Below are 15,567 nucleotides of genomic sequence, written 5' to 3'. Positions count from 1 at the left end.
CGCGTTTAAAAACTTCGCAGTTCCAAAGCGCCTTCCGGTTCACTAATGTCGCGCCGCAACCCGTGCCCGGTGAACCATGTCAGACGCTTCAAAGACTTCCGGCATGACCCGGCTGAGGAACTATTTCCTCACGGGCTTCATCGTCTGCGCGCCGCTGGCGATCACCGCCTATATCGCCTGGTCCTTCATCGGCTGGGTCGATTCCTGGGTCAAACCCTATATTCCGGCGCGCTACAGTCCCGACAGCTATCTGCCGTTCCCGGTTCCGGGGTTCGGGCTGATCGTCGCGCTCATCCTGATCACGCTGATCGGCTTCCTGACGGCCAACATTGTCGGCCGCGCCATCGTCGGCTTTGGCGAGCGCCTGCTTGGCCGCATGCCCCTGGTGCGCGGCATCTATGGCTCGCTGAAGCAGATTTTCGAGACCGTGCTGTCGAATAAGGGCGACATGTTCCGTCAAGTTGGGCTGGTCGAATATCCACGCAAAGGCGTGTGGTCGCTGGTGTTTGTCGCCAGCGAGAAGGAAACCGAGATCAACCAGAAGCTCGACCAGGAAGGCGATCCACTGATTGCGGTGTTCATGCCGTGCACGCCGAACCCGACGACCGGTTTCCTGATGTATGTTCTGAAGTCGGATATCGTGCCGCTCGACATGACCATCGAGGACGGCGCCAAGCTGATCGTGTCGGCCGGGTTGGTGGCCCCCGAGGTGAAGACGAAATTGGTGACGCTGAACGGTGAGCCGATCAACGGAACCTTGGCCAATCCGCCGCTAGGGCCTCATCCGGCGCGCAGGAGCCGCACGGCCTCGTCGCGGCCGAACAAATAGAGCAGGAGCCGCAGCGCCTCGCCGCGATCCGATTGCAGTTCGGGGTCCCGCGATAGGATCAGCCTGGCGTCGTCTCGGGCGGCCTCCAGCAGATCGGCATGCACCTCGATGCGCGCCACCTGGAAACCAGGCGTGCCGGACTGGCGGGTACCGAGCAATTCGCCTTCGCCGCGCAGTTTCAGATCCTCTTCGGCGATCAGGAAGCCGTCCTCGGTCTCGCGCATCACCGACAGCCGGCGTTTGGCGGTCTCGCCAAGCGGGTCCTTGTAGAGCAGCACGCAGGATGAGGGCTTGTCGCCGCGTCCGACCCGGCCGCGCAACTGGTGCAACTGGGCGAGCCCGAAGCGTTCGGCATGCTCGATGACCATGATCGTGGCGTCAGGAACGTCGACGCCGACTTCGATGACCGTGGTGGCGATCAGGATGCGCGTCTCGCCTTGCTTGAAGGCACGCATCGCCTCGTCCTTCTCGGCACCCTTCATGCGGCCATGGACAAGGCCGATGCGATCGCCGAACAGCGGCTTCAGCGAAGCGAAACGATCCTCGGCCGACATTAGCTTGATTTCTTCGGATTCCTCGACCAGCGGGCAAATCCAGTAGATCTTCTGGCCATCCGCGACGGCATCGAGCATGCGGCCGACCAGCTCGTCGAGCCGTTCGAGCGGCAGCGTGACGGTGCGGATCGGCTGACGGCCGGCCGGTTTTTCCGTCAGCTTCGAGACATCCATGTCGCCGAAGGCGGTCAGCACCAGCGTGCGCGGGATCGGGGTCGCGGTCATCACCAGCATGTCGGGCGCGTCGCCCTTGGCGGTGATGGCAAGCCGCTGATGAACGCCGAAGCGATGCTGCTCATCGATGACGGCCAGGACCAGATCGTGGAAGCTGACCGTTTCCTGAAACAGCGCGTGGGTGCCGACGATGATATCGATCTCGCCGCTGGCAAGACCAGCCAGTGTTTCGGCTCGCTCGCGGCCCTTTTCACGGCCGGTCAGGATGGCGACGCGCAAGCCGACCTTGGCTGCAAGCGGGGTGATCGTCGCCAGATGCTGGCGCGCCAGGATTTCGGTCGGCGCCATCAGCGCCGCCTGGCCGCCGGCCTCGACGGCGCGTGCCATGGCCAACAAAGCCACGACCGTCTTGCCCGAACCGACATCGCCTTGCAGCAGCCGCAGCATGCGCTCTGGATCGGCGAGATCGGCGTTGATTTCGGCGAGCGCGAATTCCTGCGAGGGAGTGAGCGAATAGGGCAGGGCCGCGCGCAGCTCCTCGGCGATGCGGCCATCGCCGACGAGAGGGCGGCCTGACAGGCGTCGCACCTTTGCCCTCACCAGGGCCAGCGAGACCTGGCCGGCGAGCAATTCATCATAGGCGAGGCGGCGCCATGCAGCCCCTTCGACCGCGACATCGAGCGGATCGCCGGGATAATGGATACGGGTCAGCGCGTTGCCAACGGACGGAAAGCTCTGGCGGCGCATGAAGGCATCATCCTGCCATTCCGGCAGGTCCGGCAGGCGGCCGAGCGCCTGGCCGATCGCACGGCGCAGCACCTTGCCGGATAGCCCCGCGGTCAGCGGATAGACCGGCTCGACCAGCGGCAGGTTCTCGGCTTCGCCGGCGAGTGCGATATGGTCGGGATGGACCATGGTCGGGCGTCCGTTGAACCATTCCATACGGCCTGACACCACGACATGCTCGCCGACAGGCATTGCCTTTTCGAGATAGGCGGCATGGGCATGGAAGAAGGTCAGGCCGATTTCGCCGGTATCGTCATGGGCGTAGACCCGGTAGGGCACCGACCTGTTGCCGCGCGGCGGCGGCTGGTGTCGGTCTATGCGCAGTTCGAGCGTCACGATGGCGCCTTCGGCCGCGAGGGCGATGCCAGGCCGATTGCGGCGGTCGATGACGGTGTGGGGCAGCACGAACAGGAGGTCACCGGCGCGCGCGGCGCGATCGCCGAGGTCGGCCGCCACGACCTTCTCGATCAACGCACCGACCTTCGGCCCGACGCCGGCAAGCGAGGTGATCGGGACAAACAGGGGATCGAGTATGGAAGGACGCATGATGTCAGCTTATGTCGCGATGGCCGCAGCGCAAAGGCTGACACCGCCCACTATCCACGCTATATGCGCCGCTTGAAGCGAGGATGCGGCACAATGACCGGAACGAAACGATCAAGCGAGGGGCTGGACGCCCACCGCCGCAAGCTGTTGTTCCGCTCCTGGCATCGCGGCCTACGCGAGATGGACCTCATCCTCGGCACCTTCGCCGATACCGAGATCGGCACCTTGACCGCCGAGGAAATCGACCAATATGAGAAGCTCCTCGATATTGCCGACACAGAATTCCTGCCGCTGGTCACGGGCGAACGCCCGGTGCCGGCGGAGATCGACTGTGCCGTCCTGCAAAAAATCCTGGCGTCACGCCGGACCATGACATTCTGAACAAAAGCAATTCCAGGAAAAGTGCGAAGCGGTTTTCCGTTCGGAATTGCGATAAACAAGACCGTGATTTGATGGCTCTCATCCCCACCATTGGCTTGCCGAAGGGCCGCGCCGGCCAGTTCATCGTCGACGGTGTCGCCGACGGCTACGAGGCCTTCGCGCTGGTACAGACGGCGCTCGAAATCGCACCCGACAAGCCCGTGCTGTTCGTGGCCCGCGACGGCCAGCGCTTGCCTTCCATCATCGAGGCGCTGTCCTTCGTCGCGCCCGGGCTGCCTGTGCTGGAACTGCCTGCCTGGGACTGTCTGCCATACGACCGTGTGTCGCCCGGTTCCGATGCCGCCGCCAAGCGCCTCGATGCGCTGACCGCCATGATCGCGCTGGCGAAGAAACCGCACCGTGCCGTCATTCTCACCACCGCCAACGCGCTGCTGCAGCGCATTCCGCCCGCTGAGCTTGTCGAGGCGCAGACCTTCCACGCCAGACCCGGCAACCAGATCGACATGAATGCGCTGATTGCACGGCTGGAGACGTCGGGATTCGAGCGGGTGCCGACCGTGCGCGGCATCGGCGAATTCGCGGTGCGCGGCGGCATTCTCGACCTCTTCGCACCCGGTTGGACCGAGGCGCTGCGGCTTGATTTCTTCGGCGACACGCTGGAATCGATCCGCGTCTTCGACGCTGCCACGCAGCGCACCACCGGTCAGCGCAAGTCGATGGCGCTGCAGGCGATGAGCGAAGTGGCGCTGACGCCGGAAACCATCAGCCGCTTCCGCCGCTCCTATATCGAAGCCTTTGGCGCGCCATCGCGTGACGACGGGCTCTATGCGGCGGTCAGCGAAGGCCGGCGCTTCGCCGGTATGGAGCATTGGCTGCCGTTCTTCTACGACCGGCTGGAGACGGTGTTCGATTACCTGCCCGACGCACCCGTGGTTTTCGACCATCTGGCACATGAGGCGCTGGCCGAGCGCCATACGCTGATCCTCGATCACTACGAGGCGCGCAAAAAACAGGCTGACGCGGCGCTCAAGGATGCGGTTCCCTACAAGCCGGTGGCGCCGGATCTGCTCTATCTCTCGCCGGAGAATCTGAAGGCTTCGCTTGGCGGGCGCGAAGACATCGACTTTACCGTGTTCGACGCGCCGGACCTGGGGAACAAGAAAGTCTTCCACGCCGGCTCGCGCCATGGCCGCAGCTTCGTCGAGGAGCGAGCCGATCCGAACGTCAATGTGTTCGATGTCGTCGTCCGACACATAGCCGACGAGCGCGCGGCGCGCCGCCGCGTCGTCATCGCTGGCTGGACCGAGGGCTCCCTCGACCGGCTTGGCCAGATCCTGGCCGAGCACCATCTCGGCAATCTCAAGCAGGTCGAGACGCTGGCGGAGGCCGACCAGCTCGAGCCGGGACAGGCCGCATTGGCGGTTTTGCCGCTGGAATCCGGTTTTGAGACTGAAAAGCTGGTCGTCGTCGCCGAACAGGACATTCTGGGCGACCGGCTGATCCGCCGTTCGAAGCGCAAGAAGCGCGCGTCCGACTTCATCGCCGAAGCCTCGGCCTTGTCGGCCGGCGATATTGTCGTCCATGCCGACCATGGCATTGGCCGTTTCATCGGCCTGCGCACCATCGAAGCGGTCGGCGCGCCGCATGACTGCCTGGAAATCCACTATGCCGGCGACGACCGGCTGTTCCTGCCGGTGGAAAACATCGAGCTGCTGTCGCGCTACGGCTCCGACACGGCCGAGGCTACGCTGGACAAGCTGGGCGGCGGCGCCTGGCAGTCGCGCAAGGCGAAGCTGAAGCGGCGCCTGCTCGACATGGCCGGACAACTGATCCGCATCGCCGCCGAGCGGCAGATGCGGGCCGCACCGGCCCTGGTGCCGGCCGAAGGCCTCTATGACGAGTTCGCAGCCCGGTTCCCCTACGAGGAAACCGACGACCAGCAGACGGCCATCGACTCGGTGCGCGGCGACCTTGGCGCCGGCAAGCCGATGGACCGGCTGATCTGCGGCGATGTCGGCTTTGGCAAAACTGAAGTGGCGCTGCGCGGCGCCTTCATCACGGCGATGGAAGGGTTTCAGGTCGCGGTGGTGGTGCCGACGACGCTGTTGTCGCGCCAGCATTTCAAGACATTCTCGCAGCGTTTCTCAGGGCTTCCCATTCGTGTCGCCCAGGCCTCGCGGCTGGTCGGTGCCAAGGATCTGGCCGAGACCAAGAAGGGCATCGCCGAAGGGCAGGTCGATATCGTTATCGGCACCCATGCGCTGCTCGGTTCCGCCATCTCGTTCAAGAATCTCGGCCTGCTGATTATTGACGAGGAGCAGCATTTTGGCGTCAAGCACAAGGAGCGGCTGAAAGACCTGAAGACCGGCGTCCATGTGCTGACGCTGTCGGCGACGCCGATCCCGCGCACGCTGCAGCTGGCGCTGACGGGCGTGCGCGAACTGTCGCTCATCGCCACGCCGCCGGTCGACCGCATGGCGGTGCGCACCTTCATCTCGCCGTTCGATCCGTTGGTGATTCGCGAGACGCTGCTGCGTGAGCGTTACCGTGGCGGGCATTCTTTCTATGTCGTGCCTCGTATCAGCGATCTGGCGGAAATCCATGATTTCCTGAAGGAATCCGTTCCCGAACTGAAAGTGGCGGTGGCCCACGGCCAGATGCCGCCGGGCGAACTCGACGACATCATGAACGCCTTTTATGACGGCCAGTACGACGTGCTTCTATCGACCACAATCGTCGAATCCGGCCTCGATATCCCGACCGCCAACACGCTGATCATCCATCGCGCCGACATGTTCGGCCTGTCGCAGCTCTATCAGCTGCGCGGCCGCGTCGGGCGCTCGAAGGTGCGCGCCTATGCGCTGTTCACCCTGCCGGCCAACCGCAAGCTGACCGACACCGCCGAGCGCCGTCTGAAGGTACTGCAATCGCTCGACACGCTGGGCGCCGGCTTCCAGCTCGCCAGCCATGACCTTGACATCAGGGGCGCCGGCAATCTTCTCGGCGAGGAACAGTCCGGGCACATCAAGGAGGTCGGCTTCGAGCTCTACCAGCAGATGCTGGAGGAGGCGGTGGCCGAGGTGAAGGATTCCGGCGAGGTCCAGGATGGCGGCTGGTCGCCGCAGATCGCCGTCGGCACCGCCGTGATGATCCCGGAAGGCTACGTGCCGGACCTGCAGCTCAGGCTGGCGCTCTACCGCCGTCTCGGCGATCTCGAAAACACCGAGGAAATCGACGCCTTCGGCGCCGAGCTGATCGACCGTTTCGGCCCGCTGCCGGAGGAGGTGAAACATCTCCTCAAGATCGTCTTCATCAAGGCGCTCTGCCGCAAGGCCAATGTCGAGAAGCTCGATGCGGGGCCGAAGGGCGTCGTCATCCATTTCCGCAAGCGCGAATTTTCGAACCCCGTCGGACTGGTCAAGTATATTGGTGAGCAGGGTTCGCTGGCCAAGATCCGGGCCGACCAGAGCGTGGTCTTCATCCGCGACTGGCCGACGGCGGAGAAGCGTCTGGCGGGCTCGGCTGTCGTCATGACGCAACTGGCGAAGTTGGCTGAGAAGACGGCCTGATCTCGCCTTTCGGGGCGTCCCGGGGGCGTCAAGCCATTCGCCAGCACCGAAATTCCGGTCTAGAATAGGAAATCGGCTTCGTGTATGGAGCCGCCACCCCATTTAGGGGCTGGAAATGGCGGGCAAGGTGTTCGCCGGAAAGAGCGTTGGGTGCAGCGATGACGAAATGGTCGCCGAATTCGTGGAGAGCAAAGCCGATCAAACAGGTTCCCGCTTATCCGGACCTTGCGGCGCTGAAGAACACGGAAGCCCAACTCGCCACCTTTCCGCCGCTGGTCTTCGCCGGCGAGGCGCGCAAGCTGAAGAAGCAGCTGGCGACTGTTGCCGCCGGGGAAGCCTTCCTGCTCCAGGGCGGCGACTGCGCCGAGAGTTTTGCCGAACATGGCGCGGACAACATCCGCGACTTCTTCCGCGTCTTCCTGCAGATGTCGGTCGTGCTGACCTTCGCCGGTGCGCAGCCAGTGGTGAAGGTTGGCCGCGTCGCCGGCCAGTTCGCCAAGCCGCGCTCGTCCGACAACGAGATCAAGGGCGAGGTGACGCTGCCGAGCTATCGCGGCGACATCATCAATGGCATCGAATTCGACGCGAAATCACGCATTCCCGATCCTGCCCGCCAGGAAATGGCTTATCGTCAGTCGGCGGCGACGCTCAATCTTCTGCGTGCCTTCGCGCAGGGCGGCTATGCCAACCTGGAGAATGTGCATCGCTGGATGCTCGGCTTCGTCTCCGACAGCCCGCAGGGCGAGAAATACGAATCGCTTGCCAACCGCATCACCGAGACCATGGATTTCATGCGCGCCGTCGGCATTACGTCGGAAACCAATTTCGCGCTGCGTGAAACCGACTTCTACACCAGCCACGAGGCGCTGCTGCTCGGCTACGAGGAGGCGCTGACCCGTGTGGATTCGACCTCCGGCGACTGGTACGCCACGTCGGGCCATATGATCTGGATCGGCGACCGCACGCGCCAACCCGATCACGCGCACGTCGAATATTGCCGCGGCATCAAGAACCCGCTCGGCCTGAAATGCGGTCCGTCGCTGACGCCGGACGGCCTGCTGGAACTGATCGATCTGTTGAACCCCGAGAATGAGCCGGGGCGATTGACGCTGATCGCCCGCTTCGGTTCGGACAAGGTTGCCGACCATCTGCCGAAGCTGGTGCGCGCGGTGCAGAAGGAAGGCCGCAGCGTGGTCTGGTCGTCGGACCCGATGCACGGCAACACGATCGAAGCGGCCGGCTACAAGACGCGGCCCTTCGATCGCATCCTGAAGGAGGTGCAGACCTTCTTCGAGGTGCACCGCGCCGAAGGCACTCATCCAGGCGGCATCCATGTCGAGATGACCGGCAAGAACGTCACCGAATGCACCGGTGGCGCGCGCGCCATCACGGCCGAGGAGTTGCAGGACCGCTACCACACCCATTGCGATCCGCGCCTCAATGCCGACCAGGCAATCGAACTGGCGTTCCTGGTCTCGGACCTGTTGAAGAAGAGCCACCCGGTGCAGCACAAGCAGGTCGCGAACGGCTGAGCCGGATCAATTGGATCGATAAAGCAAAGGCGCCTGGGAAACCCGGCGCCTTTTCCGTTTTCATCTTTTGCCTCCGACAGTGCCGGTGCAACCGCAAAAGCTTCAGTCTTGCTTGTAGAGCAGCCAGCTCTTGCCGGCGCGCCCTGCCATGGCCGAATGCCTGGTAACGCGGTTGCGGCCACTGACTTTCGAGCGATAGAGCGCCCGATCCGCCTTGGTGTAGAGGTCCTCGGGGCCTTCGGCCTCGGACGCCATGCAGATACCCATCGATACCGTCACCGTGCCGTAATTTATGCCGGTCTGGCTGCTGGTGAACGGCGTCTGCTCGATCAGGGCGCGAATGCGTTCCGCGATCTCGTAGGTTGCGTCCTCGCTGGCGCCCTCGATGATCAGCGCGAACTCCTCGCCGCCGGTGCGGGCGACGAACATGTCGCCACGAATGCTGGTCTGGAAAATCTCGGCGATGATCTGGATGATCTTGTCGCCGACAGGATGGCCGTAGCGGTCGTTGATGTCCTTGAACCGATCGATGTCGACGAGGATCAGGGCATTGAACAGGATACCCTTGTTGCTGTTGTAGATCCTGGTGATTTCCTTGTCGAAGGCGCGGCGGTTCCAGATCTTGGTCAACGGATCCGTGTCGGCCAGCCGCTTGTATTCCTCGAGCTTCGACTTGACGCTCTCGAGTTCTGCCGTCTTGTCGCTGAGCGTCGAGGCGATCTGCCGGCCGTGATCGATCGTCGAATTGGTCGCGATGGTCATTGCGTTGGCGATCTTTTGCAGAAGGTCCTGAGAGAGAAGGCTGCGGTTGCTCAGGCCGCTTGATGTCTCATCGAGGATCCTGCCGTATTTTTCGATGTGGCTGCGCTCGCTGCGCAAGAGCGACGCGACCTCCTCGAGTTCTCGGGCGATGACATCTCTGGCATGCTCGACAATGCCGGGACCATGGTTATGGGCGAAGAAGATGCGCCCGATCTGATCGAGTTCGTCCTGCGTCGGCCGGTTGCTCAACGACACGACGGCGAGGCTGAGCTCGCGATTGGTGCCGCTCAAGGCCTCATAGAAAATCTCGTAGTTGCGTGGCAGGCCGAGTACGCCAAGCTGGCGCATGGTCGCGACAACGGTGGTTGCGATATCGGTGCTTCGTTTGGTCGAGGCTGCTGCCGGCTGCATGTCTGATTCACTCTTCCCCTCGGATCCCGACGCAGAATTCGCGGGTCCATTGATCGCCGACCTGGGGAGCGCTACCCAATGCTCCAGAACATCTTGCGAAGAGGCGCGGCCCCATCCGCACCCTTCGCTTGTGAGATCATAGTTGCGTCGGCGCTAAAGTTTCCTTAATTCGCACGACTTCCACAGGTTTTCTCTAGCTGTGACTGTACGCGCGTAAAGTTTTGCATCGCGATCCCAGGGTAACACCATATTTGGCGTTTTGAATTTGAACTGCTGCAAATGAAACTGAATTTCGAATTCGTTACGCCAATCGATGTCGTATTTGCTTGCGCGTAACCACCGCGAAGCTGGAATCTTGACAGTGATGCCGGACGAAGTTCTTCGAGGAGTGCGGAAATGAGCGACAACCACCAGGGATCATGCCTGTGCGGAGCGGTCCGCTTCCGGACAAGTGGGACGTTGCGTGGCGTTGTCTACTGCCATTGTTCGCAATGCCGCAAACAGAGCGGGCATTTCTATGCAGCGACCAATGTTGCCGACCCCGACATCGCGATCGAAGGCACGGAAAGCATCACCTGGTATGAAGCGTCCGGCTTCGCCAGGCGCGGCTTTTGCAAAACATGCGGGTCGCTGCTGTTCTGGAAGGCAATGGATCAAGACTATATCTCGGTCATGGCGGGATCGTTCGACAAGCCGACGGCGCTCGAGGGCGAATGTCATATCTTCGTCGGCGACAAAGGCGACTATTATTTGATCGACGACGGCCTGCCGCAGTTTGAAAAGTCGACGCCATCCATACCGGTAGCCGAATGAAATTTGGACGATCAGCCTCATTCCATTGATCGGGGCATTGCTTTATCCCGGGCCGGTGATTCCGAGAGGGGCCTTGGCATGCAGCGGCTGATCGATGCTTTTATCAATTCGGTGCGGGCATTTCGCAAGCTTGCGGTCAGCGAGAAGGCTTTCCAGCAGGAACTGATGCTGCTGGTGCTGGCCTTGCCCGCCGGATGGTTCGTCTCGGTATCCTGGCGCGGTTACGCGCTGCTGATCGGCTCGGTGCTCCTCTTGATCATGGTCGAAGTGCTGAACACCGGCATCGAAGCGGCGTGCGACGCAATTTCTCGTGAGTTCCATATCGACATCCAGCTCGCCAAGGATTGCGGCTCGCTGGCGGTGCTGATTTCGGTAGTGATTGCCGGCGGCGTCTGGGGCATCGCTCTCATCGAGCGCATAGCGGGGGTGCAGATCTGAAACTTTGATGCCTGTATGACAGTCACCAAAGGAGACCGTCATGGCAGAGGTCACGAATTCCTCGCTTCTCGAACGGCTGGGCCTGCCGGAAGACCTGCGCTGGCTGGCCGAAAAGTATCCGCGCGAGAACTGGCAGGCCCACGCCAACATTCATGGCATAGCCAATATGTGGCTGCAGCGGCACGACATGTTCCGCGAACTCGGCGGCATGCTCGGCGTCGGCATTGGCAACTATCGCGAAGGCAGACTGACGGCCCCCGATTTCGCGCGCTGGTTCGCGCCGCGCCTCAACCATTTTCTCGGGCATCTCGACGGCCACCACAATGTCGAGGATTACCAATATTTCCCGGCTTTCACCAAGGCGGAGCCCCGTCTGAAACGTGGCTTCGACATTCTCGATGCCGATCACCACACGATCCACGAAGGACTGGAGCGCAACGCCGAGGCAGCGAATGCCTTCATCCGTACACTTCAGGAGAGTGAGGACAAGCAGCGCTTCGCCGCCGATGCTTATGCCGACGAAAACAGCCGACTGACCGCAATGCTGACCCGGCATCTCGCCGATGAGGAGGATCTGATCATCCCGCTCATTCTCGATCGGGGTGATCAGGGGCTCGGCATCGACTAGTCAGGTCAAAACTCCTTGGCGCGTTCCCGCTTGGCGATGTGGCGGGCGACAAGCCATGCAAGCACGGCCACGGCAAGGCCGATGCCAAGCCCGACGAACAACCGCTCGTGGCGCATCAGCGCCTGGCCAACCAATTCTTCGGCCCCCAATCCGAAGACATAACCGATCGTGCTGAACAGCACCGCCCAGATCACCGATGAGATGGCGTTGAGGATAACGAAGCGCGGCGCCGCTATGGTCGAAAGGCCGGCCGCCACGCCGCCGACCAGGCGCATGCCGTAGACGTAGCGGTTCGACAGCACGAAGATGTTGGGATGAGTGTTGAGCAGGCGGTAGGCGCGGCGAAAGCCGGGCCGCCGGCGCAGCCTGACGACATGGCGATTGTCGGTGAAACTCCTGCCGAGGGTGAAGAAGAAGGTGTCGCCGGCGAAGGCACCCAGCGCTGCCGCGACAAAGGCATGCCACAGTACGAAAACATGCTGGTGAGCGAAGAAGCCACCCAGGATTGCGGCACTTTCGCCTTCGGCCACGCAGCCGAGAAAAACCGCCAGCAACCCGTATTGTTCAATGAAATGGTGGATCGCGTCGGTCATGTAGCTGACTGCTGTGACAGTCTTTCATCGATCCGCTTGACCATTTCCGCCAGCCGCACGATCTCGTCGCGCATGCCGATGATCTCGCTGTGGCGCAGTTCGTCCAGTTTCTCATGCAGCGCCATGATCTCGATCTCGGCCTTCAGATTGACCTCGTAGTCATGGGCGGCATCGATGCGGTCGCGCTCGGTCTGGCGGTTCTGCGCCATCATGATCACCGGCGCCTGCAGGGCGGCGACCATCGACAGCACCAGGTTGAGGAAGATGAAGGGGTAGGGGTCGAACGCATCGCGCGACAACAGCCAGACATTGCCTGATGTCCACACGATCAGGAAGGCGACGAAGGTCAGGATGAACGACCAGGAGCCACCGATGCGGGCTATCGTATCGGCAAGGCGGTCGCCAAAGGTCTGGTGGAAGGCCACGGCCTTGTTGGTGTCCCTGGTGATGGTGGTACGCTCGATGGTGCTTTGCAGCACCCGGCTCTCCAGCTGGCTCAGCCCATCCGGCTTTCGCCTCAGCCAGCGGTTCGCCAGATCGTCGATCGTCCTGTTCATGGTCGTCTCCAAGCGCTTTGCTGCGCTAGACGTAGAGGCTGCCGGCCCGGGCGGGAAGTGCTAGATTGAGGCGAAACGAGGGGGACCGATGGCCGACTTCAAAAAAATTCGTGCTCGCGCGGCAAATCGCAAGGGCGATGAGGCGGAACTGACCTCCCTGTTGGGGCCGATGCCCGACAATGCGGTGGTGGCCGACATCACCGATGACCGTATCCTCTCGACGATGGCCGAGCGCGTCTTCGCAGCCGGCTTCGTCTGGCGGGTCATCGAGCAGAAATGGCCTGGATTCGAAGAGGCGTTCCTGCGCTTCGAGCCCAAGCGGCTGTTGTTCCAGCCTGACGATTTCTGGTACGACCTGGCTTTGGATCAACGCATCGTGCGCAATCCGCAGAAGATCAAATCCGTTCGCGACAACGCCGCTTTCGTTGAACGCGTGTCCAGGGAACATGGCGGCTTCGGCAATTTTCTCGCCGAATGGCCCGCCGACGACCAGATCGGGCTGATGGCCTATCTGGGCAAGCATGGCAGCCGGCTCGGCGGCAACACCGGCCAGTATTTCCTGCGCTGGCTGGGCTGGGATGCTTTCGTCATTTCGGCCGACATGGCGGCCGCACTTCGCGACGCGGGCCTCGACATCGCCGAAAATCCGACATCGAAGAAAGACCTCGACAAAGTCCAGATCCAGATCAACCGATGGGCTGACGAGACAGGCCTGCCGCGCCGGCACATCTCGCGCATCCTGGCGATGTCGATCGGCGAAAACCACTCTCCGCAATCGTTGCGCGACTATATGGGCGACGATTGACGGTCTGAATTGGTCCAAACGAACGCCATTGCGAGGTGAATTCCGCCGCGCTAAGTCAGCAGCATGACCAAGAAGCTCGACATACTGCGTATCGCCATCGCCCAGCTCAACCCGACCGTCGGTGACGTCGCCGGCAACCTCGCCAAGGCACGCGAGGCGAGGGCGGATGCCGCCCGCCAGGGCGCCGATCTCGTGCTCTATACCGAGCTTTTCCTTGCTGGCTATCCGCCGGAGGATCTGGTGCTGAAGCCGGCCTTCCTCAGGGCATGCGAGCGCGCCGCCGAGGACTTTGCCGCCGATACCGCCGACGGCGGTCCGGGCGTCATCATCGGCACGCCGCTGAAGCGCAAGAGCGGCACGCATAATTCCATCGTGTTCGCCGATGGCGGCAAGATCATCGCCGAACGCTACAAGCTCGACCTGCCGAATTACGGCGAGTTCGACGAGAAGCGCGTCTTCCAGGCAGGGCCCGAGATCCAGGGACCGGTCAACTTCCGCGGCGTGCGCATAGGCATACCGATCTGCGAGGACATCTGGGGCGAGGTCGGCATCTGCGAGACGCTGGCCGAAAGCGGCGCGGAAATCCTGCTGGTGCCGAACGGTTCGCCCTACTATCGCGCCAAGATCGACGTTCGCCACCAGGTCGTTATCAAGCAGGTCATCGAATGCGGATTGCCGATGATCTATGCCAACCAGCTCGGCGGCCAGGACGAGCTGATCTTCGACGGCGCCTCCTTCGCCATCGGGGCGGACAAGACGCTCGCCTTCCAGATGAGCCAGTTCGAGGACGCGGTCGACGTCACCATCTGGAAACGTACGGATAACGGCTGGGTCTGCTCGCAAGGACCGATGTCGAAAATCCCGGACAAGGAGGAGGCCGACTACCGCGCCTGCATGCTCGGCCTGCGCGACTACGTCAACAAGAACGGCTTCAAGAACGTGGTGCTCGGTCTGTCCGGCGGCATCGATTCGGCGATCTGTGCCGCCCTTGCGGTCGATGCGCTCGGCGAGGAGCGGCTGCGTGCCGTCATGATGCCTTATCGCTACACCTCGAAGGACTCGCTTAGGGATGCCGAGGACTGCGCCCGTGCGCTCGGCTGCCGCTATGACATCGTGCCGATCTTCGAGCCGGTCGAAGGATTTTTGCACACGCTGACGCAGTTGTTCGAAGGCACCAAGGAAGGCATCACCGAGGAGAATTTGCAGAGCCGTGCGCGCGGCACCATCCTGATGGCGATCTCCAACAAATTCGGCTCCATGGTAGTGACCACGGGCAACAAGAGCGAGATGTCGGTCGGCTACGCCACGCTCTATGGCGACATGAACGGCGGCTTCAATCCGATCAAGGACCTTTACAAGATGCAGGTCTATGCGCTGTCGCGCTGGCGCAACAGTCATGTGCCGCCGGGCGCGCTCGGACCTTCGGGCGAGGTGATCCCGAAGAACATCATCGACAAGGCGCCGTCGGCCGAATTGCGCGAGAACCAGACAGACCAGGATTCGCTGCCGCCCTATCCGGTGCTGGACGATATTCTGGAATGCCTGGTCGAGAACGAAATGGGCGTCGACGACATCGTCGCGCGTGGCCACGACCGGGCGACGGTGACGCGCATCGAACATCTGCTCTACATCGCCGAATACAAGCGCCGGCAGGCGGCACCGGGTGTGAAGATCACCAGGAAGAATTTTGGCCGCGACCGCCGCTATCCCATCACCAACCGTTTCAGGGATCGTGGATAGGCGTCTTTTCGCTTGCTGAGCGAGAGTGCGCGATGCTGCGGGCGCAAGCATGGCGACTGTCGCGAATCGATTTCCGAGCGACCTCCGGCCTGTTGATGGCCTGCCGGGTGAAAACCATGCGGCGACGATAGGCACAGGTCCGACTGTTGCAAAATCGCCTCATCGGCTGGATCAGAAGTGCTTTTGGCCATGGCTTGCCTTGGCGAACGATCGAAGCGTCCGTATAACGGCGTCTCCGCGATTCCCTTCAGGGAGGACCGAATGCCAGGATTTGACATCGTTATGCGAGGCCGCGAGGCCTAGGTCTGCGCCGGTGTTCCGAAGTATCGGAACGACACCGGACGCAGGAAAGGCATTTGCCGCTGCCGGTCGCCGCCCAAGGGCAGGCGACCAACCATAGCCGAACCTCCGCATTCAAGGGCAATTCGCTCCGGCGCGGTTTTTCAATT

The 15,567-nt window shown here is 62.2% G+C and carries 13 protein-coding genes; 9 read left to right on the top strand and 4 right to left on the bottom strand.

The window, feature by feature from the left end; translation table 11 throughout:
- Positions 1–76: 76 nt before the first annotated feature.
- Entirely contained in the window at positions 77–829 is a 753-nt protein-coding gene (locus tag FJ434_RS01640; RefSeq protein ID WP_140503612.1) for a DUF502 domain-containing protein, read from the top strand.
- Here FJ434_RS01640 and recG read toward each other — a convergent pair.
- Positions 781–2,889, bottom strand: a complete 2,109-nt coding sequence (gene recG / locus FJ434_RS01635; RefSeq protein ID WP_140750088.1) for an ATP-dependent DNA helicase RecG — start codon at positions 2,887–2,889, stop codon at positions 781–783. The two genes, FJ434_RS01640 and recG, sit on opposite strands and share 49 nt — an antisense overlap.
- Before the next feature lie 93 nt (positions 2,890–2,982).
- On the opposite strand from recG, the gene FJ434_RS01630 reads away from it, so the two are divergent.
- The 3 genes from FJ434_RS01630 (at position 2,983) to FJ434_RS01620 (ending at position 8,371) form a co-directional block, all read left to right on the top strand.
- Positions 2,983–3,270, top strand: a complete 288-nt coding sequence (locus FJ434_RS01630; RefSeq protein WP_140503616.1) for a succinate dehydrogenase assembly factor 2 — start codon at positions 2,983–2,985, stop codon at positions 3,268–3,270.
- 71 nt (positions 3,271–3,341) lie between these two features.
- Complete coding sequence (mfd, locus tag FJ434_RS01625; protein ID WP_140750090.1) at positions 3,342–6,839, top strand: transcription-repair coupling factor; 3,498 nt, start codon at positions 3,342–3,344, stop codon at positions 6,837–6,839.
- Between the two features lie 158 nt (positions 6,840–6,997).
- Positions 6,998–8,371, top strand: a complete 1,374-nt coding sequence (locus FJ434_RS01620; protein WP_140750092.1) for a 3-deoxy-7-phosphoheptulonate synthase class II — start codon at positions 6,998–7,000, stop codon at positions 8,369–8,371.
- 102 nt (positions 8,372–8,473) lie between these two features.
- On the opposite strand, the gene FJ434_RS01615 is transcribed toward FJ434_RS01620, so the two are convergent.
- Complete coding sequence (locus tag FJ434_RS01615; RefSeq protein ID WP_140750094.1) at positions 8,474–9,544, bottom strand: diguanylate cyclase; 1,071 nt, start codon at positions 9,542–9,544, stop codon at positions 8,474–8,476.
- A gap of 396 nt (positions 9,545–9,940) precedes the next feature.
- On the opposite strand from FJ434_RS01615, the gene FJ434_RS01610 reads away from it, so the two are divergent.
- From FJ434_RS01610 to FJ434_RS01600, 3 genes are all read left to right on the top strand, one after another.
- On the top strand, positions 9,941–10,357 hold the full coding sequence (locus tag FJ434_RS01610; RefSeq protein ID WP_140750096.1) for a GFA family protein: 417 nt from the start codon (positions 9,941–9,943) through the stop codon (positions 10,355–10,357).
- A gap of 78 nt (positions 10,358–10,435) precedes the next feature.
- The gene (locus FJ434_RS01605; protein ID WP_140750098.1) at positions 10,436–10,795 is read left to right on the top strand and encodes a diacylglycerol kinase; all 360 of its coding nucleotides are present in this window, start codon (positions 10,436–10,438) and stop codon (positions 10,793–10,795) included.
- 40 nt (positions 10,796–10,835) lie between these two features.
- A complete protein-coding gene (locus FJ434_RS01600) occupies positions 10,836–11,423 on the top strand; it encodes a hemerythrin domain-containing protein (protein ID WP_140750100.1) in 588 nt (195 codons plus the stop codon).
- Between the two features lie 5 nt (positions 11,424–11,428).
- Here the strand turns inward: FJ434_RS01600 and FJ434_RS01595 are convergent, their stop codons facing one another.
- Together FJ434_RS01595 and FJ434_RS01590 are read right to left on the bottom strand one after the other, a co-directional pair.
- On the bottom strand, positions 11,429–12,016 hold the full coding sequence (locus tag FJ434_RS01595; RefSeq protein WP_140750102.1) for a DedA family protein: 588 nt from the start codon (positions 12,014–12,016) through the stop codon (positions 11,429–11,431).
- A complete protein-coding gene (locus FJ434_RS01590; protein ID WP_140711793.1) occupies positions 12,013–12,573 on the bottom strand; it encodes a DUF1003 domain-containing protein in 561 nt (186 codons plus the stop codon). The genes FJ434_RS01595 and FJ434_RS01590 overlap by 4 nt, the downstream gene beginning before the upstream one ends.
- A gap of 88 nt (positions 12,574–12,661) precedes the next feature.
- On the opposite strand from FJ434_RS01590, the gene FJ434_RS01585 reads away from it, so the two are divergent.
- Positions 12,662–13,378: a DNA-3-methyladenine glycosylase I gene (locus FJ434_RS01585; protein ID WP_140750104.1), complete on the top strand. Its 717-nt coding sequence runs from the start codon at positions 12,662–12,664 to the stop codon at positions 13,376–13,378.
- 63 nt (positions 13,379–13,441) lie between these two features.
- Positions 13,442–15,118 carry an NAD+ synthase gene (locus tag FJ434_RS01580; RefSeq protein WP_140750106.1) on the top strand — a complete coding sequence of 559 codons (1,677 nt, stop codon included), beginning with the start codon at positions 13,442–13,444 and terminating at the stop codon, positions 15,116–15,118.
- Positions 15,119–15,567: the final 449 nt, after the last annotated feature.

Source organism: Mesorhizobium sp. B2-5-13 (assembly GCF_006440535.1).
Taxonomy (GTDB): domain Bacteria; phylum Pseudomonadota; class Alphaproteobacteria; order Rhizobiales; family Rhizobiaceae; genus Mesorhizobium; species Mesorhizobium salmacidum.
This window is presented reverse-complemented; position numbering and strand designations above follow the sequence as displayed.

What these genes read in the sequence shown, in the direction of transcription:
- FJ434_RS01640 (WP_140503612.1), top strand. Translation starts at nt 77, where the DNA reads ATGTCAGACGCTTCAAAGACTTCCGGCATGACCCGGCTGAGGAACTAT.
- recG (WP_140750088.1), bottom strand. Translation starts at nt 2,889, where the DNA reads ATGCGTCCTTCCATACTCGATCCCCTGTTTGTCCCGATCACCTCGCTT.
- FJ434_RS01630 (WP_140503616.1), top strand. Translation starts at nt 2,983, where the DNA reads ATGACCGGAACGAAACGATCAAGCGAGGGGCTGGACGCCCACCGCCGC.
- mfd (WP_140750090.1), top strand. Translation starts at nt 3,342, where the DNA reads ATGGCTCTCATCCCCACCATTGGCTTGCCGAAGGGCCGCGCCGGCCAG.
- FJ434_RS01620 (WP_140750092.1), top strand. Translation starts at nt 6,998, where the DNA reads ATGACGAAATGGTCGCCGAATTCGTGGAGAGCAAAGCCGATCAAACAG.
- FJ434_RS01615 (WP_140750094.1), bottom strand. Translation starts at nt 9,544, where the DNA reads ATGCAGCCGGCAGCAGCCTCGACCAAACGAAGCACCGATATCGCAACC.
- FJ434_RS01610 (WP_140750096.1), top strand. Translation starts at nt 9,941, where the DNA reads ATGAGCGACAACCACCAGGGATCATGCCTGTGCGGAGCGGTCCGCTTC.
- FJ434_RS01605 (WP_140750098.1), top strand. Translation starts at nt 10,436, where the DNA reads ATGCAGCGGCTGATCGATGCTTTTATCAATTCGGTGCGGGCATTTCGC.
- FJ434_RS01600 (WP_140750100.1), top strand. Translation starts at nt 10,836, where the DNA reads ATGGCAGAGGTCACGAATTCCTCGCTTCTCGAACGGCTGGGCCTGCCG.
- FJ434_RS01595 (WP_140750102.1), bottom strand. Translation starts at nt 12,016, where the DNA reads ATGACCGACGCGATCCACCATTTCATTGAACAATACGGGTTGCTGGCG.
- FJ434_RS01590 (WP_140711793.1), bottom strand. Translation starts at nt 12,573, where the DNA reads ATGAACAGGACGATCGACGATCTGGCGAACCGCTGGCTGAGGCGAAAG.
- FJ434_RS01585 (WP_140750104.1), top strand. Translation starts at nt 12,662, where the DNA reads ATGGCCGACTTCAAAAAAATTCGTGCTCGCGCGGCAAATCGCAAGGGC.
- FJ434_RS01580 (WP_140750106.1), top strand. Translation starts at nt 13,442, where the DNA reads ATGACCAAGAAGCTCGACATACTGCGTATCGCCATCGCCCAGCTCAAC.